Raw genomic sequence first — 18266 nt, forward strand, 5'->3', positions numbered from 1 at the left:
GTGAGTAAGCAAGTGTTGCGCCGCAGCTTTTTTCGTAACTGAACGCACGGCCCGACACCTTCACGCGGCAACGAACTCCTTCAGCGATTCCGCGTCCGCCGCGAGCGTATCGGGCAACGCCTCGCGCAGGAACTCGACCCATGTGCGGATTTTCGCGTCGAGATACTGGCGCGACGGATAGAGCGCGTACACGTTCAGCTCCTGCATCGTGTATTGCGGCAGCACGCGTACGAGCGTGCCCGCGCGCAAGCCCGGCAGCGCGGACGATGTCGGCAGCACGCCGATGCCCATGCTCTCGCGGATCGCGGCGACCATCGCTTCGGCGACATTCACCGTGAACGTCGACGGGCCGAGGCTCACCGTCTCCTGTCCGTTCGGGCCGTCGAAAACCCAGCGGTCCGGCGGGAACACCGGCGTCATCAGATGCAGACAGGTGTGGCGCACGAGATCGGAGAGCACGTGCGGCGCGCCATGTTGCTCGATATAAGCCGGCGACGCGCACGCGATGCTGTACACCGAGCCGAGGCGCGCCGACACGAGACCGGAGTCCGGCAGTTCCGACGCAAGCACGACCGACACGTCGTAGCCTTCGTCGAGCAGATCCGGCACGCGCTGCGCGAGCGTCAGATCGACCTGCACCGACGGATGGCGCTGCTGATAGCGCGAGATCATCGGCACGACGTAGTGCTGGCCGAAGCTCGTCATCGAATGGACCTTGAGCTTGCCGGACGGCCGCGCGTGCGCGTCGCCCGCCTCCGCTTCCGCCTGATCGACATAGGCGAGGATCTGCTCGCAGCGTTGCAAATAACGCTCGCCGGCTTCCGTGAGCGCGATGCGCCGCGTCGTGCGATTCAGCAAGCGCGCGCGCAGATGCGCTTCGAGGTCCGATACCGCCCGCGATGCGTAAGCCGTCGTCGTATTGAGATGTTGGGCGGCCGCCGTGAAGCTGCCCGCTTCCACGACCCGCACAAATACGCGCATGTTTTGCAGCGTGTCCATGGCGCTTTTCCGTCTTGAAGAACTGTTTGTGGATCGAATTGTTACACGTCAGGCAACAACGATTATCACATTGTCCGTAAGAATGCTTTGCATCCTTACGGGTTATTCGACAATCTCCGCAAAAATATAATCACTTCCTGGAATCTAGTTCAATTTTAGGAGTGAATCGTGCGAGGGCGAGTGTCCAGAAGCGCTGCTTATGCCGCCGTTCTTACAGCGCTATTAACAATTGCCGGATGCGCGAGCATGGGCAAGATCGCGCCGCAGGATTCGCTCAAGGATGCATCGACGCTCGATGCCGGCAGCGCCATCCGCGCCGCCAACGCCGAAGCCCAATGGCCCGACGCGCAATGGTGGCGCGCTTATCGCGACCCGCAGCTCGACGCGTGGATCGCCCGCGCGACCGCCGGCAGCCCCACGCTCGCGATGGCCGCGGCGCGCGTGCGCGAGGCGCAGCAACAGGCGGGCGTCGCGCGCTCCGAGCTTCTGCCGCACGTCGACGGCGCGATGAGCATCTCCCGCAAGAACTGGCCCAACAACGATTTCTACGGCCCGGGCCCGTACGCCGACACGACGACCTGGGACAACACCGCCGCCCTCTCGCTCTCCTACAACCTCGACCTCTGGCACCGCGACGACAACAACGCCGAGCGCGCGCTCGATGTCGCCCATGTGCGCGCCGCCGATGCCCGCGCCGCGCAGCTCGAACTCGAGGCGAACGTCGTGCGCGCATACATCGGTTTTTCGCAGTCGTTCGCGCTGCTCGATATCGCGCAGGAGACGCTCGCGCAGCAGGAGCGCATCGCCGATCTCGCGCGGCGGCGGTTGAAAGGCGGTCTCGGCACGCAACTCGAAGTGAGTCAGGCCGAAACGCCGTTGCCCGAGTACGAACGTCAGGTCGATGTCTACAAGGAAGAAATCCAGCTCGCGCGCCATCAACTGGCCGCGCTCGCCGGCGACGGCCCCGGCGCGGGCGAAGCGCTCACGCGCCCCGAGTTGTCGCTCGCGACGCCGCTGCCGCTGCCCTCCGCGCTGCCGGCGGAACTCGTCGGACATCGGCCGGATATCGTTGCGGCGCGCTGGATGGTGGCGGGCGAGGCGCGCGGCATCGACGTCGCGAAGGCCGGTTTCTATCCGAACATCAATCTGGCGGCGTCGCTAACGCAGGCGTTCGCGGGCGGCGCGCTGCTCTCCTTCCTCACACGCGATGCATCCGGCTACAGCTTCGGCCCCGCGATCTCGCTGCCGATCTTCGAAGGCGGACGTCTGCGCGCGCAGCTCGGCGCGGCGTCGGCGCGCTACGATCAGGCCGTCGATCATTACAACGCGACGCTCGTCGCCGCGCTCAAGGACATCGCCGATCAGGTCGTGCGCGTGCATTCGCTCGATACGCAGCTCGACGCGTCGGGCCGATCCGTCGCCGCCGCGCGCAAGAACTACGATCTCGCGAACGCAGGCTATAAACGCGGCCTCACCGATTATCTGAACGTGCTCATCGCGCAAACGCAGTTGCTCAAGGCGCAGGACGGCCAGGCACGCGTGCGCGCGCAGCGGCTCGCCTCGTACGCGACCCTCACGTCGGCGCTCGGCGGCGGCATCGACGATCCGTCGAACGGGCCGCAACCGTCCGCGCTCGCGCCGTCGCAGCACATCGGGCCGTTCGCGAAAGCGCAGCGAGACTGAGCATGTCGACGCCCGCTTCTCTCATCGAACGTCAGTCGCTCAGGCAAGCCTTCCTCGACTGGGCGCGCACCGACGGCCTCGCGTGGGTCTATATCGTCAAGGCCGTGCTCGCGGCGCTGCTGTCGCTGTGGATCGCGATGCGCCTCGACATGGCGCAGCCGCGCACCGCGATGACCACCGTGTTCGTCGTGATGCAGCCGCAAAGCGGCATGGTGCTCGCGAAGAGCTTCTATCGTTTCTGCGGGACGATGGTCGGCCTCGTCGTGATGATGATTCTCATCAGCCTGTTCTCGCAGCAGCCGGTGCTGTTTCTCTCGGCGACGGCGCTTTGGGTCGGCATCTGCACCGCGGGCGCGGCGCGCAACCGCAATTTCCGCTCGTACGGTTTCGTGCTCGCGGGCTACACGGCGGCGCTGATCGGGATTCCGGCGGCGCAGCATCCCGAGGCCGCGTATCTGTCGGCGCTTACGCGGGTCGGCGAAGTGACGCTCGGCATCGTGTGTTCCGGCGCGGTGAGCGCGCTCATCTTTCCGCAGCATGCGGGCGAGCAGGTTCGCACGACGGTGCGCCGCCGCTTCACGCAGTTCGTCGATTACGTGTGCCGCGCGCTGTCGGGCAAGATGGAGCGCGCGCAGATCGAGCGGACCAATCTCGCGTTCGTGTCGGATATCGTCGGGTTCGAGGCGGCGCGCAGTGTCGCCGTGTTCGAGAATCCCGAATCGCGCATGCGCGGCGGACGGCTCGCGCGCCTGAACAGCGAGTTCATGAGCGCGTCGACGCGCTTTCACGCGCTGCATCAGTTGATGAACCGGCTGCGCGAGACCGCATCGGCGACGACCATCGACGCGCTCGAGCCGTTCTTTCGCGAAGTGCCGCCGCTCTTTTCGGTATCGGGCGAGCCGGTCAGAAACGCCGCCGATGCCGCGCACGCCGCCGCGCAATTGCGCGACCACAAGGCGGCATTGCCGAAGCGCGTGCGCGCGGTGCGCGCGGCACTCGAAGCGAATCCGGACTTCGCGCAACTGGAGTTCGATACGGCCACGGAGCTGCTGTATCGCTTCGTCGACGACATGCTCGCGTATGCCGAAACCTATGCGTCGCTGACATCGCCGTCGCATGAACGCGAGCACTGGATCGCGCGCTACGTGCCGAAGACCAACATGCTCGCAGCGGCCATTTCCGGCTTGCGCGGCGCGGTCGTGATGTTCGTGCTCTCCGCGTTCTGGATCGAGACCGCGTGGCCGAGCGGCGGCACGATGGTCCTCAACGCGGCGGCCGTGTGCGCGCTCGCGTCGTCATCGCCGCGCCCCACGCTCATGTCGGCGCAAATGGCGCTCGGCACGATGCTCGCGACCGTCAGCGGCATGATCGTCGTGTTCGGCGTGTTTCCGCATATCGAGGGTTTCGCGATGATGTGCGCCGCGCTCGCGCCCGCGCTGTTGCTCGGCGCGTATCTGAGCACGCGGCGCGCGCTGGCCGGCGTGGGCATCGGCTATTGCATCTTCTTCTGCTTTCTCGCGGGCCCGGACAATCTCGTGCACTACGATCCGACCGGCTTCATGAACGATGCGCTCGCGCTCGTGCTGTCGATGATCGTCGCGGCGATCGCGTTCGCCGTGCTGCTGCCGACCGATGCGCCGTGGCTGCGTCGATTGCTCCTCGGCGATCTGCGGCGCGAAGTCGTGAACGCGCGCCGTGGACGTCTCGCAAGTCTCACGACGCACTTCGAGAGCCGCACGCGCGACCTGCTCGCGCAGATCAACGCGCTCGCGACCGGCCGCCCCGATTTGCAACGCGACGCGCTGCAGTGGCTTTTCGCGGTACTCGAATTCGGCAATGCGGTGATCGACTTGCGTCGCGAGATCGCGGCGCTGCCGGGCGGGCCGGCTTATGCGGCGTCGATGCCGTGGCGCCGCTGCATCGATGCGACGCTCGATGCCGTCGCGCGTCTCTTCGATCGCCCGAAGGCGCAGCGTTTCGACGCCGCGCTCGCCGTGACCGAACGCGCGATCGCCGATACGCAGGATCTGCTCGCGCGGCTCGATCCGCCGCGCGAGGACAGGCATCGGCTGCAGCGCATCGCGAGTCATCTGCATTTCGTTCGTACCGCGCTGCTCGATCACGAATCACCGTTCGCGCAATTCGCGCCCGTTCAGACACACACGCCCGAAGGAGCGAATCATGTTCCCGCGTAACGTCGCGATCCTCGAAGCCTATGTGCCGACGATTCTGCTGCTCTTCATCGCCGGCGCGATGATCACGTGGGTCGTCGACCGCGTGCTCGCGCTGACCGGGCTTTATCGCGTGGTCTGGCATCCGGCGCTCTTTCGCGCGAGTCTGCTCGTCTGCATTTGCGGGACGCTCGGGCTCGTTGCGTATCGCTGAGCGGCATCACCTTCATACACGCTGAATAAGAGTTGCATCATGATTCTCAGGAAAATCATCGGACTGGTTTTGACGATCGCCATTTTCGCGGTCGCGCTCGTCATCGGACGCGTGCTGTGGGTGCACTACATGGACGAGCCGTGGACACGCGATGGCCGCGTGCGCGCCGATGTCGTCAACGTGGCGCCGGACGTGTCGGGCGCGGTCGTGCAGTTGCCGGTTCGCGACAACCAGTTCGTGAAGAAAGGCGACCTGCTGATGGAGATCGATCCGTCGCATTATCAGATCGCGGTCGAGCAGGCGGAGGCGAACGTCTCGGCGCGCGTGGCCGAGTTGCGCATGCGTCGTGCGGATGCCGCGCGCCGCGCCGACATGGACAGCCAGGTCGTGTCGAAGGAAGCGCGCGAAAACGCGATGCAGACGGCATCGACCGCGCAAGCGCAACTGCAACAGGCGCAGGCCGCGCTCGATGCCGCGAAGCTCAATCTCGAACGCACCAAGGTCTTTTCGCCGGTGGATGGCTACGTCACGAATCTGAACGTGTTTCGCGGCGACTACGCGACGGCGGGCGCGGCCAAGCTCGCGATCGTCGATAGTCACTCGTTCTGGGTGTACGGCTATTTCGAGGAAACGAAGCTGCCGCATGTGCGTATCGGCGACAAGGCGTCGATTCGTTTGATGAGCGGCGGCGAGCTGAAGGGGCACGTCGAGAGCATTTCGCGCGGCATCTATGACCGCGACAATCCGCAAAGCCGCGAACTGCTCGCGGACGTGAACCCGACCTTCAACTGGGTGCGGCTCGCGCAACGCGTGCCGGTGCGCGTGCATATCGATGAGGTGCCGGAGGGGGTTCTACTGAGTGCGGGGACGACGGCGACGGTGATCGTCACGCCGTCGATGTGACGGAAAAAAAGCCCGCTCCGGATTCCCTCCCGAGCGGGCTTTTCACATCAGGCAGGGTCGAAGCCTTACTTCAGCACGACCTTCACATCGAAATACTTCTGCGCGAAGCGGTCGATCGTCCCCTCATCCTTCAGTTCCTTGAGCGCGCGATTCACCGCATCCTTCAGCGCCTTGTCGTTCTTGCGCACGCCGAAGCCCACGCCCGAACCCAGCAGCTTGTCATCGGCCACGGCCGGACCCGCGAACGCGAAACCCGCGCCCTGCGGCTGCTTCAGAAAGCCCTTCGACGCCGCTTCGGCATCCTGAAACGCCGCATCCAGACGGCCCGACGCCAGATCCGCATAGATCTGATCCTGCGCCTGATACGACTCGACATCGATGCCCGCAGTCGCCCATTTCGCCTTCGCGTAGGTCTCCTGGATCGAGCCCTGCAGCACGCCGACGCGTTTGCCCTTCAGACCGTCGACGGTCGGCTGGATCGCGCTGCCCTTCTTCGCAATCAGCTGATTCGGGATCGTGTAGATCGGATCGGTGAAGTCGATGGCGACCTTGCGCTTGTCGGTGATCGTCATGTCCGAGTTGATCGCGTCGAACTTGCGCGCCTGCAACGCGGGAATCAGGCCATCGAACGAATTCTCGACCCACACGCACTTCATCTTCAGCTTCGCGCAGACCGCATTGCCGATGTCGATATCGAAGCCCTGCAGCTCGCCCGCCGGCGACTTCGATTCGAACGGCGCGTAGGACGCTTCGACGCCGAAACGCAGTTGCTTCATGTCATCGGCGGCGTACGCGTTCGTGAGGACAGCGGCGCCCAGCACCGCGAGTGTGGCGAGCTTGCGACCGATCAGATGCGATTTCTTCAACTTCCATCTCCTTCCATTGCGGTTCAATTCGGGTGTGATGATCCGACACCGGGGCGCGATTGTAGCGCGTGGCGCACGCAAGCCCGCAGTGCTTCGGGAAGTGACGCCGGCCAGCCGATGCCGGTCAATCGAGGGAGGCGAGCGTCGAATCGGTCGTATCGACGACCATCAGACCGGCGCGCAGACCGGGCTTCACTTTCGGATTCGGAAACACGATGCGCTCTTCATCGTGCGACACGCGATATCGGTAATCGCCATCGTGCGCGAGTTCGGTGCCGGCCGGGAACGCGGTGAAGTTCGGCACATCGCTCGCCACGTTCAGCACGAAGTGCTCGCTTTGCTTGTCGATTTGCGCCACTACGGTGAACACGCGCAGCGGCGCGGTGTCGCGGGCCGCCTCGCCTGCGATCAGGCGGCGCAATGCCGCATCCGATGCGGCGAAACGCGCGAGATCGTTCTGCCCGAACGGGCGAACCTTGCCGAGTTCGAGCGTGCACGCGAGCGCGCCCGCCGCCACGGCCGTGAAATGCGTGAAGGTGTTCGCCTTCTCGCGATGCAGCAGCACCGCTTGCAGACGCGCATCGCGCAGCCAGTCGAACATCGCGCGGGCGAGCGGCGCGCCCGTGTGCGGCAGCAACGCGAACTGCTCGAACACCGACGCCCGGATCGCCGTGTGCATGTCGATATGCCACTTCGGCTGCGCGACGTCATCGAAAAAGGCAAGCGCCGCGCGCTCCAGCTCGGCTGCGCGCGCTGCCTCGCGGCTGCCGGGCAAACTCGCGTGACGGCCGCTGAACAGGCGATTCAGATCGTCGTCGATATAGCGATCGGCCGCACGCATCGCGTCGATATTGCCGAGGATCACGAGCATGCGTGCGACGAGCGGCGCGCGGCCATTCGCGATATCCGCGACGAGCGAGGACAGCATTTCGATCGGCGCGGTTTCATCGCCATGAATGCCCGCCGATGCGAGCACGCTATGCGCCGCCTCGCGCGCGGGTTCGAGCAGCAGCACGCCTTCGCCTTGCCACGTCCATCGCACGCCGGAAGGCGCCGTGCCCGCGTGCGCCGTGGGACGACTGCCCGCGAGCGTAAAAGCGAGAAAGTCGTCGAGCAAGGATGAATCAGCGCTGGAAGTCATAGACGGCACCGAGTCCGAGAAGGGTCGTCAGCTCGTCGAGCGCGGCGCGCGATTCGGCGAGCAGCGTCGGATCGGCGAGATCGGCGGGCGCGAGACGGTCGCGATAATGCCGGTCGATCCACGCATCGAGTTGCGCGAAGAGCGCATCGTCGATCCAGACGCGCGGGTTCACGGCAGCACGCTCGGCATCATTCAGCACGACGCGCAGACGCAGGCACGCCGGGCCGCCGCCGTTCTTCATGCTCTCGCGCAAATCGAAGACGAGCACTTCGTCGATCGGCGTCTTGCGCGATGCGAGCGAATCCAGATACGCGGCCACGCGCGCGTTCTCGCGGCATTCCTGCGGCACGACGAGCCGTTGCCTGCCGTCCGCGCCCGAGAGCAACTGGCTGTTGAAGAGATACGACGAAACCGCATCCTCCACGCTCACTTCGCTGTCCGGCACTTCGAGCGCCTCGAACGGCGTACCGTGCGCCGCGAGCTTCGCGCGGAGTTCGTCGTAAACCTTGTGCTGGTCGACGAACGCGCGCTCGTGGCAAAAGAGCGTCGTGCGATTGCCGACCGCGATCACGTCGTTGTGGAACACGCCTGCATCGATCACATCGGGCGATTGCTGCGCGAACACGGTCGCATCGTCGGACAAGCCGTGCAGGCGCGCGACCGCGCGGCTCGCTTCGAGCGTCTGACGCGCGGGATAACGCTGCGGCTGCGGACCCTGGCCGTACTCGCTGCGTCCGTACACGAAGAACTCGACGCCCTTCGCGCCGTACTCGCGCGCAAAACGCGTGTGGTTCGCCGCGCCTTCGTCGCCGAGCGCGGGCGTGCCAGGCAGCGCGTGATGGATGCGAAAGCGGGCTTCATCGGCGAAGATCGCGGCGAGCGTGCGGCGCGTTTCGCCATGCTCGATCGCGCGATGCAGCTTGGCGGCGAGATTCGCGGGCGTGAAATGCACGCGGCCGTCGGCCGTATCCGCCGACGGACTCACGGTCGCCGCATTCGCGGTCCACATCGCCGATGCCGAACTCGCCGCCGCGAGCAGCTCCGGTGCTTCACGCGCCGCGCGCGCGATCACGCTGGCGTCGTCGCCGGAAAAGCCGACAGAGCGCAACAGTTTGATTGACGGGCGTTCGAGCGGCGGCAGCACGCCCTGATGAAAGCCGAGATCCGCCAGCTGCTTCATCTTGCGCAAGCCCTGCTTCGCGGCGGCCTTCGGATTCGCCACCGATTTCTCGTTGTTGCGCGACGCGACGTTGCCGAACGAGAGTCCCGCGTAGTTGTGCGTCGGGCCGACCAGCCCGTCGAAGTTCGCTTCGGTTGCAAACATAGTCATTCCCGCTGTTTGAAACGTGACCTAAAACGTGAGCCCCGGCGACACGCTCGCCGGCATCTGCAATTGCGCGCTTTCCACCGATGCCATCGGATACGAGCAATAGTCCGCCGCGTAGTACGCACTCGGCCGCTGATTGCCCGAACGCCCGATGCCGCCGAACGGCGCCGCCGACGATGCGCCGTTGGTCGGCCGGTTCCAGTTGACGATGCCCGCGCGGATGGTGCGCTGGAAGTGCTCCCAGGCGGATTCGTCGTCGGCGAGCAGGCCGGCGGACAGGCCGTAGGCGGTGTCGTTCGCGCGCTCGATGGCTTCATCGAATGTCTTGTAGCGCGTGACCTGCACCATCGGGCCGAAATGTTCTTCGTCGGGGACGTCGCGCGCGTTCGTCACGTCGAGAATCGCGGGCGAGACGAAGCCGAGATTGGCCGCGCGCTGCTTCATTTCGAGCGCGGCCTTCGCGCCGGATTCGATCAGACGCGTCTGCGCATCGACGAGACGTGCCGCCGCGCGCGCCGAGATCACGGCGCCCATGTAGGGCTGCGGTTCGTCGTCGAATGTGCCGACGCGGATATTCGCGCTCACCTCGACGAACCGCTGCATGAAACGCTCGCCATTGGCATCGTCGGGAACGAACAGACGCCGCGCGCACGTGCAACGCTGGCCCGCCGACAGAAATGCCGACTGGATCGCGTGATGCACGGCGGCATCGACATCTTCGACGTTCGCGACAACGAGCGGATTGTTGCCGCCCATCTCCAGCGCGAGCACGATCTCGGGCCGGCCGCCGAACTGCTTGTGCAGCAGCGTGCCCGTGTCCGAGCTTCCGGTGAAGAACAGCCCGTCGATCTGCCGATGATTCGCGAGCGCGACGCCCGTATCCTTCTCGCCCTGCACGAGATTGAGCACGCCCGCGGGCAGTCCGGCCTGAACCCACAGCGCGACGGTCGCGGCGGCCACGCCCGGCGCGAGTTCGGACGGCTTGAACACGACCGCATTGCCCGCGATCAGCGCCGGCACGATATGCCCGTTCGGCAGATGTCCCGGAAAGTTATACGGCCCGAACACGGCGACGACGCCATGCGGACGATGTCGCAGCACCGCGACGCCATCGGCCATCGGCGCGCGCTTTTCGCCGGTGCGCTCGTGATACGCCTGCACGGAGATATCGACCTTTGCGGCCATCGACGCCACTTCCGTGCGCGCTTCCCACAGCGGCTTGCCGGTCTCGCGGCCGATCTGCGCCGCGAGCGCTTCCTTGTTCTCGTTGAGCAACGCGGCGAAGCGTTTCGCGATGGCGACGCGTTCATCGAACGAAATCGCCGACCACGACGCGAACGCGCGCCGCGCCGAGGCCACCGCGCGATCCACGTCCTCGGGGGCCGCGCTCTTGCCTTGCCACACGGTTTCATCGGTGCCCGGATTGCGCGATGCGAACGCCGCGCCCTTTCCGTCCTGCCAGTCACCGCCGATATACAACTGGTTCGAAATATCCATGTCGTTTTCTCTTATCTGGTGCGCGGCGTCGAAGTGAGCACGCGCACGTTGTCGCCTTCCTTCACGCGCAAGGCGGCGGCTTCGTCCGCCGTCAACAGGAACGCGCCGTTCTCGACCGCGCCGGTCGTCGCGCCGCAACGGAAGTCTTCGAGCAAGGTGTTTGAGACGAGGCTCTTCGCGTCGCTGTCCGTCCCGGGCCGATCGCCGATACGCACGCGCGCGATTACGCTCTCGCGCACCGTGCGCAAGTCCGCGATGTGGCATTCGAGCACCGGGCCGGCGTCGAAGATATCGACGTGATTCTCGTAACGCAGCCCTTCCGCTTCGAGCATCTTGCGCGCGGGCGCGGTGTCCTTGTGCGTGACGCCAACTGCCTGTTGCGCGGTATCGGGCAGCAGATCGAGATAGACCGGATAACGCGGCATCAGCTCCGCGACGAACGACTTCTTGCCGTGCGAGCTGAGGTAATCCGCTTCGTTGAAATCGATCTGATAGAAGTGCGAGCCGACCGCGTTCCAGAACGGCGACTCGCCGTTTTCGTCGAAGTGGCCGCGCAATTCCGCGCACAAGCGCTGCGGAAAGCGATCCGTGAACTGTGCGATGAACATGAAGCGCGAACGCGACAGCAAACCGCCCACGCCCGCCGTGCGATAACGGGGACTCAGGAACAGCGAACACACTTCGGCGTAACCGGTCAGATCGTGCGAGATGTTGAGCAGCGACATGCGCGTCCAGACGCCCATGTCCTGACTCGCGTGCACGACCGTCGAGACGCGATAGTTGTAGAACGGCTGCTCCAGCCCGACTTCCGTTTCGATGCCGCACACGCCCGCGACGTCGCCGGTCGCGGTGTCTTCCATGACGAAGAAATAACCGGCCTCGAAGGCTTGCGCGTCGCCCTTGAGCGTGCGGCGCGCGCGTTCGACACGGGCCGCGAGCGCGCCGCGATCCGGCTTGAACGTGGTGAGTCCGGGGCCTGTTTCCTGGGCGAGCGCGACGAGCGCGTCGACATCGCCCGGCTGCGTGCAACGCACGACGATCATTGCAATTCTCCCGATGCCTGATGCAACGGCACGCAACGCACCGTGTCCTTGTCTTCCACGCCGAGCGCCGCGCGCGCGGCCGCGCTCAATGCGGCGCCATCGGCGCGCGTGCCCGTCAGTGGCGCGACGATGCAGCGGAATTCGTGCGCGCCGCCCGCCGCGACGAGATACGGCGTGCCGGTTTCGGCGGCGGCATCGCGCACCGAGCGCAACTCCCCAGAACCGGCCGATGCGCTCTTGTCGACGGCGATCGTCAGCACCGGGCCTGCATCGAAAATATCGACGTAACGATCCGGTTCGAAACCTTCTTCGAGATGAATGTCATACGCAAGCAGCGTGCTGCCGTTCGGCTCGCCCAATACGCGCTGCGCTTCGCCCGGAAGCAGCGGCACGTAGAGCGGATAGCTCGGCATCACTTCCGCGATGAACGTGCGGCTGCGCCCGCCCGATTCCGCTTCGACCTGCTCGAAGTCGCGGCCGAAGAACTTGCGGCCGACCGCATCCCAGAACGGCGACGCGCCGGCGGCGTCGGTCACGCCGAGCATCAGCGAGAAGACTTCGCTCGAAAAGCGCTTGCGGTTCGTCGCGATGTAGATCATGCGCGCGCGCGACAGCAGATGTGCCGCCGCTTCGTTCGCTTCGTCGCGCAACGACGGATCGATATAAAAACCCGTCAGACGGCTCTTGCCCGTCAGTTCGTGCGACATCGTGAGCGCGTGAATCTTGCGATTCACCTTGAGTTCGCGCGACGCGTGAATCAGCGCGTCGTTGCGAAACGCGTAGAACGGCTCGGAGTATCCCGCCGACGCGACGATGCTCGACGAGCCGAGCAACCTCCCCGTCTGCGAATCTTCGAGCACGAAGAGATAGAACTCCTCGCCGGGAAATTCCACTTCGGCGCGAAACGAGTCTTCCGACAACGCGACGCGCGTTTCCAGCGCGCGCCGGTCGCGCGGCAGCGAGTGCAGCACGGGAAGCGCCGCGCGTGCCATGCGCTCGAGCTCGTCGAGATCGGAGAGTCTTGCGGGACGGACGAATAGCATCATCGGGTCCTGTCGATTACTTGACGGCAGCCGTGCCGACGACCTGCTCGATCGCCTTCTCGATGCGCGCGAAGCCTTCGTCGAGATCGGCCATCGGCATGATGAGCGACGGCGCGAAGCGCAGCACGTTTGGCCCCGCGATCAGCATGATGACGCCGTTCGCGGCCGCGGCATTGAGCACGTCCTTCGCGCGATCCTTGTAGCTGTCGTTCAGTTCGGCGCCGATCAGAAGACCGCGTCCGCGAATCTCCCTGAACATGCCGAAGCGCTCGTTGATGCGCTCCAGATGCGCCTTGATCGCCTCGCTGCGCTCGTTCACGCCTTCGAGAACCTTCGGATCGCTGATCAGTTCGACGACCTTCTCCGCGATCGACGCGCCCAGCGGATTGCCGCCGTATGTCGTGCCATGCACGCCGACCTTGAAGTGCGCGGCGATGTCGTTGGTCGTCAACATCACGCCGATGGGAAAACCGTTGCCCAGTGCCTTCGCGCTCGTGAGGATATCGGGCGTCACGCCGTACTGCATGTACGCGTAGAACGTGCCCGTGCGGCCGACGCCCGTCTGCACCTCATCGAAAATCAGGAGCGCGCCGTGCCTGTCGCAGGCTTCGCGCAAGCCCTTCAGGAACGCGGGATCGGCGGGCAGCACGCCGCCTTCGCCCTGCACCGGCTCGACGATCACCGCGCACGTCTTCGGGCCGATGGCTTCGAGCGCCTTCGGCAGATCGTTGTACGGCAGATGACGGATGCCCTGCGGCTGCGGACCGAAGCCTTCGGCGTACTTCGGCTGACCGCCGACGCTCACCGTGAAGAAAGTGCGTCCGTGGAACGATTGCGTGAACGAGATGATCTCGATCTTGTCGTCGCCGTGATTGTCGATCGCATAGCGGCGCGCGAGCTTCAGCGCCGCTTCGTTCGCTTCCGCGCCCGAGTTCGCGAAGAACGCGCGGTCGGCGAAAGTGAGATCGGTCAGGCGTTTCGCGAGGCGCAACACCGGTGCATTCGTATAGCCGTTGCCGATGTGCCAGAGTTTTTCGCCCTGCTCGTGCAGCACTTTCAGCAATTCCGGATGGCCGTGGCCGAGCGCCGTCACGGCGATGCCGCCGGCGAAATCGACATAATCGCGGCCTTCGGTGTCCCATACGCGCGAGCCGCGGCCCCGGTCGGGCACGAAACTGGCCGGCGCGAATACCGGAACCATTACTTCGTCGAACGTACCGCGATTCACATTGATGTCGGTCATGAGCCACTCCTCGTCAGGTTCGTGCATCGGTTCTTGCAATGCTTTCGATATTAGGCAATCGCACGCGTTCCGTCTTGCGCGTTCGCGACATGCTTCGATGGGCTTTTTTGCAGCTTTATGCTGCGTCCGGCGGCTCGATGAGCGCGCCGCCGCGCGGTTCGTCGATCGCGCCGCCGCGCTGCTTTTCGATCCAGTTGCGGCGCTCCTCGCGCGGCGTCACGCCGAAGCGGTCGCGATACGCATTGGAAAAATGCGCCGCCGATGAAAACCCGCACGCGAGGCTGATCTGCACCACCGATTTGCTCGTGCGCTGCAACTGCGTGCGCGCCTTCGTCAGGCGCAGATTGAGGTAATACTTCGACGGCATCGCGCCGAGATACTGGCGAAAGAGCCGCTCCAGTTGCCGGCGCGAGATGCCGACGAGATTCGCGATTTCATCAGTGGCGAGCGGATCTTCGATGTTCGCTTCCATCAACTGGAGCGCGTCGTTCAGACGCGGATGGCGCTCGCCCGGCGCGGTGACGAACGGAATGCGCTGGCGCTCCGTGCCCGCGCGCAGGCTGCCGATGCCGAGCGAATCCGCGATGCGTTCCGCGAGATCCGGGCCGTGATCGCGCGCGATCATCGCGAGCATGAAGTCGATGCTCGCCTGCCCGCCCGTGCAGGTAGCGCGGTCGCGGTCGATCTCGAAGATCTGCTGGCTGACGATTGCGCGCTCGAACTGCTCGGTGAATTGCTGATACGTTTCCCAGTTCACCGCGACGCGATACTGCGAAAGCTGCCCGGCCATCGCGAGCCACCAGACGCCGTGATGAATGCCCGTCACGAGCGGCGTGCGCGGCGCGACGCGCGCGAGGCTCGCGAGAAAGAGCCGATAATCCGCGAACTGCTGATAGCGCTCCGACACGACGATGAGCCAGTCGCAGCGCACGGCGTCGTTGAAGGCGCAATCGGCGGGAAGCTGCGCGCCGCCCGAGAGCGGCACGGCACGGCCGTCCCAGGAACAGACGCGCCATTCGTAGAGACGATGCCCGTCGATCTCGTTGGCGAGCGAGAGACTGTCGATGATCGGCCCGATGCCGCTCATCGACACCGGCGGCAGCGCGACGATCGCAACTTGCAGCGTCACGTTATTTGAGGCTGCCCGACAGGAACTGGCGCAGGCGCTCGCTCTTCGGCGCGCTCAGGACTTCCGATGGCGCGCCCTCTTCCTCCGTGCGTCCCTGATGCAGGAACATCACGTGATTCGACACGTTGCGCGCGAAGCCCATCTCGTGCGTGACGACGATCATCGTGCGCCCTTCTTCGGCGAGACGCTGCATCACTTTCAGCACTTCGCCGACGAGTTCCGGATCGAGCGCGGACGTGGGTTCGTCGAAGAGCATGACGTCGGGATGCATCGCGAGCGCGCGCGCAATCGCGACACGCTGCTGCTGCCCGCCCGACAGGTGCGACGGATACTGCTTCTCGACGCGCGGCGGCAAACCCACTTTCTCCAGATACTCCCGCGCGCGGTCCTCGGCTTCCTTCTTCGATATGCCGAGCACGTGCAGCGGCGCTTCCATCACGTTCTCGATGGCCGTCATGTGCGACCAGAGGTTGAAGTGCTGGAAGACCATCGCGAGCTTGGTGCGCACGCGCTGCAACTGCTTGTGATCCGCGACTTCGAGATTGCCGGACTTGTCGGCCTTCGTGCGCACGGCTTCGCCATCGACGATGATCTGCCCCGCGTTCGGCCGCTCCAGAAAGTTGATGCAGCGCAAAAACGTGCTCTTGCCCGAGCCGCTCGCGCCGATGATGCTGATCACATCGCCCGCTTTGGCGGCGAGCGAGACGCCCTTGAGCACTTCGTTGTCGCCGTAGCGCTTGTGAATATCCTCGGCGACGAGCTTGGTCGCGACGTCTTTGGCGGTTGGCTGCAACGCTTTCTCCTCGGGTGATGACACGATCTCTATCATGGGTTCGGATTCTACCGCTCGTCAGGCGCGAGCCGTGCGCGGCGTGCGGGTCGTACGTTCGGCGCCCGCCGGCCGCAGATAAGCGAGCCAGCGCCGCTCGGCGCGCCGGAACCCGGCGACGAGCGCGAACGAGATCGCCACGTAAAGCAGCGCCGCGATGCCGAACGATTCGAACGACTGATAGGTCGCCGAATTCGCATCGCGCGCGACCTTCAGGATGTCCGGCACGGTGGCCGTGAAGGCGACGGTCGTCGCGTGCAGCATCAGGATCACTTCGTTGCTGTACAAAGGCAAGGCGCGCCGCAGCGCGGACGGCAGGATCACGCGGCGATACATCGTGAACGTGCTCATGCCGTAGGCGCGCGCGGCTTCCACTTCGCCGTGGGCAATACCGCGGATCGCGCCGGCGAAGATTTCCGTCGTGTAGGCGCAGGTGTTCAGGGCGAACGCGAGGATCGCGCAATTGAAACCGCTCTTGAAGAACGCTTCCAGCAATGACTGCGAGCGCACGAATTCCAGGCTGTACATGCCCGTGTAGAGCAACAGCAGTTGCACGTAGAGCGGCGTGCCGCGAAACACGTACGTATAGATGCGCACGGGCGTCGATAGCCAGCGGTTGCGCGACACGCGCGCGCAGGCGAGCGGCACGGCGGCGCAGAAACCGAGCGCGATCGACGCCACGAGCAGCCACAACGTGACGACGAGGCCCGACGCGCGCATGCCGTCGGAGTACAGGAACGGGCGCCAGTATTCGGCGAAGATCTGGATCATGGCTTGTCGCTCGCTAGCAGAAGTCAGAGTTCGGCGTGCCGCACGCCGGTCGAGTAGCGGCGCTCCAGCGCCATCAGCACGAGATTCGAGGCGCTCGTGATCGCGAGATAGATCAGCGCCGCGATCAGGATGAAGAAGAACATGTTGAACGTGCTCTTGCCGGCGTCCTGCGCGGCTTTGACGACATCCGCGAGACCGATGATCGACACCAGTGCCGTCGCCTTCACGAGCACCTGCCAGTTATTGCCGATGCCCGGCAGCGCGAAACGCATCATCTGCGGAAAGAGAATCCGGCCGAACACGCGCATGCCGCTCATGCCGTACGCGCTGCCCGCTTCCAGTTGCCCGCGCGGCACCGCGAGAAACGCGCCGCGAAACGTCTCGGTGAAATACGCGCCGTAGATGAAGCCAAGCGTGAGCACGCCGGCCGTAAATGGATCGATGTCGAACTGAGCCCAGCCGAAGGCGTCGGTGAGATTGTTCACCGCGATCTGGATGCTGTAGAAGAGCAGGAGCATCAGCACGAGATCGGGCACCGAGCGGATGAGCGTCGTGTACGCGGTCGCGATGCCGCGCAACGGCGCGTGACGCGAGAGTTTCGCGGATGCGCCGGCCAGGCCGAGCAGCACCGATACCGCCAGAGACAGCACCGCGAGCGCGAGCGTCTCTTTGGCGCCCGCCCAAAGGAGCGGGCCGAAGCCGTACAGGATCAAGAGTCGCCTCCATCGTCTTTCGTGGAAAGAAGCGGAGCGCTGGATGACGCGCCCCGACGATTGGCGGCGATACTCGCAAGCGAAAATCAATCGCTCAATTGTGGCGAAGTGTGTTTGCTGCGACGCAGCATATCAGCAAGATGGTGAACGGCGCGGCCGTTCGCCCGCCGTGCAACGCTGCCGGGGCGCGACAGAGTGGAAAACCCGCATAGGCGCGGCATACGAAAATTGCGCTTTTCAGGTCGCATTTTCGATAGACCGCACCGCGTGCTTTCACGCGCCCGCGACGCTCCGCACGCGCTGGGCAACCTGCCCGTTCGCCACGGCGATGTCCGGGCTGTCCTGCAGCAAGGGCAGAAACTGCTCGGCGAACGCCGGATCGCGCGTGCCGGCGCTGAACATGTCGACGACGGCCTTCGCGTGCGCGATGCGCGTGTCGGCGGTGGCTTCTTCGTCGTCGAGGACATCGTCGATGGCGGCGATCAGCGTCGACAACGGCGTGAGCCAGCGATACGCCGAGCCGTTGATCACGATCTGCAGGAACTCGCCCGGCGACACCGGCCCGAATTCGGCTTCGTGACGCGCGCGCAGATGCGCGAGCACGCTGCGATGCAGGGCGAGCAGCGGATGCCGCACGTCGCGCAGAAAAGCGGTGGCGGTCTGATCGTTCATCGGGTGGTTCATGATCGTGCCT

Annotated in this window: 17 protein-coding genes; 4 read left to right on the forward strand and 13 right to left on the reverse strand. The window is 65.0% G+C overall.

Annotated features, from left to right (window positions below; translation table 11 throughout):
• Positions 1 to 60 precede the first annotated feature (60 nt).
• A complete protein-coding gene (locus AWB76_RS13315) occupies positions 61 to 999 on the reverse strand; it encodes a LysR family transcriptional regulator (RefSeq protein WP_061160581.1) in 939 nt (312 codons plus the stop codon).
• A gap of 168 nt (positions 1000 to 1167) precedes the next feature.
• Here AWB76_RS13315 and AWB76_RS13320 point away from each other — a divergent pair, with 168 nt between their 5' ends.
• Genes AWB76_RS13320 through AWB76_RS13335 form a run of 4 tightly spaced genes read left to right on the forward strand, consistent with a single transcriptional unit; the run spans position 1168 to position 5970 of the window.
• On the forward strand, positions 1168 to 2682 hold the full coding sequence (locus AWB76_RS13320) for an efflux transporter outer membrane subunit (protein WP_061160582.1): 1515 nt from the start codon (positions 1168 to 1170) through the stop codon (positions 2680 to 2682).
• Positions 2683 to 2684: 2 nt separating this feature from the next.
• Positions 2685 to 4877: an FUSC family protein gene (locus AWB76_RS13325; protein WP_061160583.1), complete on the forward strand. Its 2193-nt coding sequence runs from the start codon at positions 2685 to 2687 to the stop codon at positions 4875 to 4877.
• Positions 4864 to 5067: a DUF1656 domain-containing protein gene (locus AWB76_RS13330; protein ID WP_061160584.1), complete on the forward strand. Its 204-nt coding sequence runs from the start codon at positions 4864 to 4866 to the stop codon at positions 5065 to 5067. The genes AWB76_RS13325 and AWB76_RS13330 overlap by 14 nt, the downstream gene beginning before the upstream one ends.
• 39 nt (positions 5068 to 5106) lie before the next feature.
• Positions 5107 to 5970 (forward strand): efflux RND transporter periplasmic adaptor subunit, encoded by an 864-nt coding sequence (locus tag AWB76_RS13335; RefSeq protein ID WP_061160585.1) that lies wholly within the window; start codon positions 5107 to 5109, stop codon positions 5968 to 5970.
• Between the two features lie 65 nt (positions 5971 to 6035).
• Here the strand turns inward: AWB76_RS13335 and AWB76_RS13340 are convergent, their stop codons facing one another.
• The 12 genes from AWB76_RS13340 to AWB76_RS13395 form a co-directional block, all read right to left on the reverse strand.
• The gene (locus AWB76_RS13340) at positions 6036 to 6836 is read right to left on the reverse strand and encodes an ABC transporter substrate-binding protein (RefSeq protein ID WP_061160586.1); all 801 of its coding nucleotides are present in this window, start codon (positions 6834 to 6836) and stop codon (positions 6036 to 6038) included.
• 124 nt (positions 6837 to 6960) lie between these two features.
• Positions 6961 to 7977, reverse strand: a complete 1017-nt coding sequence (gene astE / locus AWB76_RS13345) for a succinylglutamate desuccinylase (RefSeq protein WP_061160587.1) — start codon at positions 7975 to 7977, stop codon at positions 6961 to 6963.
• Entirely contained in the window at positions 7961 to 9301 is a 1341-nt protein-coding gene (gene astB, locus AWB76_RS13350; RefSeq protein ID WP_061160588.1) for an N-succinylarginine dihydrolase, read from the reverse strand. The genes astE and astB overlap by 17 nt, the downstream gene beginning before the upstream one ends.
• A 27-nt stretch (positions 9302 to 9328) precedes the next feature.
• On the reverse strand, positions 9329 to 10801 hold the full coding sequence (gene astD / locus AWB76_RS13355) for a succinylglutamate-semialdehyde dehydrogenase (RefSeq protein ID WP_061160589.1): 1473 nt from the start codon (positions 10799 to 10801) through the stop codon (positions 9329 to 9331).
• 11 nt (positions 10802 to 10812) lie between these two features.
• A complete protein-coding gene (gene astA / locus AWB76_RS13360; RefSeq protein WP_061160590.1) occupies positions 10813 to 11844 on the reverse strand; it encodes an arginine N-succinyltransferase in 1032 nt (343 codons plus the stop codon).
• Positions 11841 to 12887, reverse strand: a complete 1047-nt coding sequence (aruF, locus tag AWB76_RS13365; RefSeq protein WP_061160661.1) for an arginine/ornithine succinyltransferase subunit alpha — start codon at positions 12885 to 12887, stop codon at positions 11841 to 11843. Before aruF ends, astA begins: the two co-directional genes overlap by 4 nt.
• Positions 12888 to 12903: 16 nt before the next feature.
• Entirely contained in the window at positions 12904 to 14130 is a 1227-nt protein-coding gene (locus AWB76_RS13370; protein WP_061160662.1) for an aspartate aminotransferase family protein, read from the reverse strand.
• Positions 14131 to 14245: 115 nt separating this feature from the next.
• Positions 14246 to 15217, reverse strand: a complete 972-nt coding sequence (locus AWB76_RS13375) for a GlxA family transcriptional regulator (RefSeq protein WP_244173345.1) — start codon at positions 15215 to 15217, stop codon at positions 14246 to 14248.
• 43 nt (positions 15218 to 15260) lie between these two features.
• Positions 15261 to 16088, reverse strand: coding sequence for an ABC transporter ATP-binding protein (locus AWB76_RS13380; RefSeq protein WP_061160592.1), 828 nt, complete (start codon positions 16086 to 16088; stop codon positions 15261 to 15263).
• A 21-nt stretch (positions 16089 to 16109) separates the two neighbouring features.
• Positions 16110 to 16859, reverse strand: a complete 750-nt coding sequence (locus AWB76_RS13385) for an ABC transporter permease (protein WP_061160593.1) — start codon at positions 16857 to 16859, stop codon at positions 16110 to 16112.
• Positions 16860 to 16882: 23 nt separating this feature from the next.
• Entirely contained in the window at positions 16883 to 17572 is a 690-nt protein-coding gene (locus AWB76_RS13390) for an ABC transporter permease (protein WP_061160594.1), read from the reverse strand.
• A 273-nt stretch (positions 17573 to 17845) separates the two neighbouring features.
• The gene (locus AWB76_RS13395) at positions 17846 to 18244 is read right to left on the reverse strand and encodes a hypothetical protein (RefSeq protein WP_061160663.1); all 399 of its coding nucleotides are present in this window, start codon (positions 18242 to 18244) and stop codon (positions 17846 to 17848) included.
• Positions 18245 to 18266: the final 22 nt, after the last annotated feature.

Origin of the sequence: Caballeronia temeraria (genome assembly GCF_001544795.2) — a bacterium.
Lineage (GTDB): Bacteria > Pseudomonadota > Gammaproteobacteria > Burkholderiales > Burkholderiaceae > Caballeronia > Caballeronia temeraria.

What these genes read in the sequence shown, in the direction of transcription:
- astA (WP_061160590.1), bottom strand. Translation starts at nt 11,844, where the DNA reads ATGATCGTCGTGCGTTGCACGCAGCCGGGCGATGTCGACGCGCTCGTC.
- AWB76_RS13370 (WP_061160662.1), bottom strand. Translation starts at nt 14,130, where the DNA reads ATGACCGACATCAATGTGAATCGCGGTACGTTCGACGAAGTAATGGTT.
- aruF (WP_061160661.1), bottom strand. Translation starts at nt 12,887, where the DNA reads ATGCTATTCGTCCGTCCCGCAAGACTCTCCGATCTCGACGAGCTCGAG.
- astB (WP_061160588.1), bottom strand. Translation starts at nt 9,301, where the DNA reads ATGTTTGCAACCGAAGCGAACTTCGACGGGCTGGTCGGCCCGACGCAC.
- AWB76_RS13325 (WP_061160583.1), top strand. Translation starts at nt 2,685, where the DNA reads ATGTCGACGCCCGCTTCTCTCATCGAACGTCAGTCGCTCAGGCAAGCC.
- AWB76_RS13330 (WP_061160584.1), top strand. Translation starts at nt 4,864, where the DNA reads ATGTTCCCGCGTAACGTCGCGATCCTCGAAGCCTATGTGCCGACGATT.
- astD (WP_061160589.1), bottom strand. Translation starts at nt 10,801, where the DNA reads ATGGATATTTCGAACCAGTTGTATATCGGCGGTGACTGGCAGGACGGA.
- AWB76_RS13395 (WP_061160663.1), bottom strand. Translation starts at nt 18,244, where the DNA reads ATGAACGATCAGACCGCCACCGCTTTTCTGCGCGACGTGCGGCATCCG.
- AWB76_RS13380 (WP_061160592.1), bottom strand. Translation starts at nt 16,088, where the DNA reads ATGATAGAGATCGTGTCATCACCCGAGGAGAAAGCGTTGCAGCCAACC.
- AWB76_RS13375 (WP_244173345.1), bottom strand. Translation starts at nt 15,217, where the DNA reads ATGAGCGGCATCGGGCCGATCATCGACAGTCTCTCGCTCGCCAACGAG.
- astE (WP_061160587.1), bottom strand. Translation starts at nt 7,977, where the DNA reads ATGACTTCCAGCGCTGATTCATCCTTGCTCGACGACTTTCTCGCTTTT.
- AWB76_RS13315 (WP_061160581.1), bottom strand. Translation starts at nt 999, where the DNA reads ATGGACACGCTGCAAAACATGCGCGTATTTGTGCGGGTCGTGGAAGCG.
- AWB76_RS13335 (WP_061160585.1), top strand. Translation starts at nt 5,107, where the DNA reads ATGATTCTCAGGAAAATCATCGGACTGGTTTTGACGATCGCCATTTTC.
- AWB76_RS13385 (WP_061160593.1), bottom strand. Translation starts at nt 16,859, where the DNA reads ATGATCCAGATCTTCGCCGAATACTGGCGCCCGTTCCTGTACTCCGAC.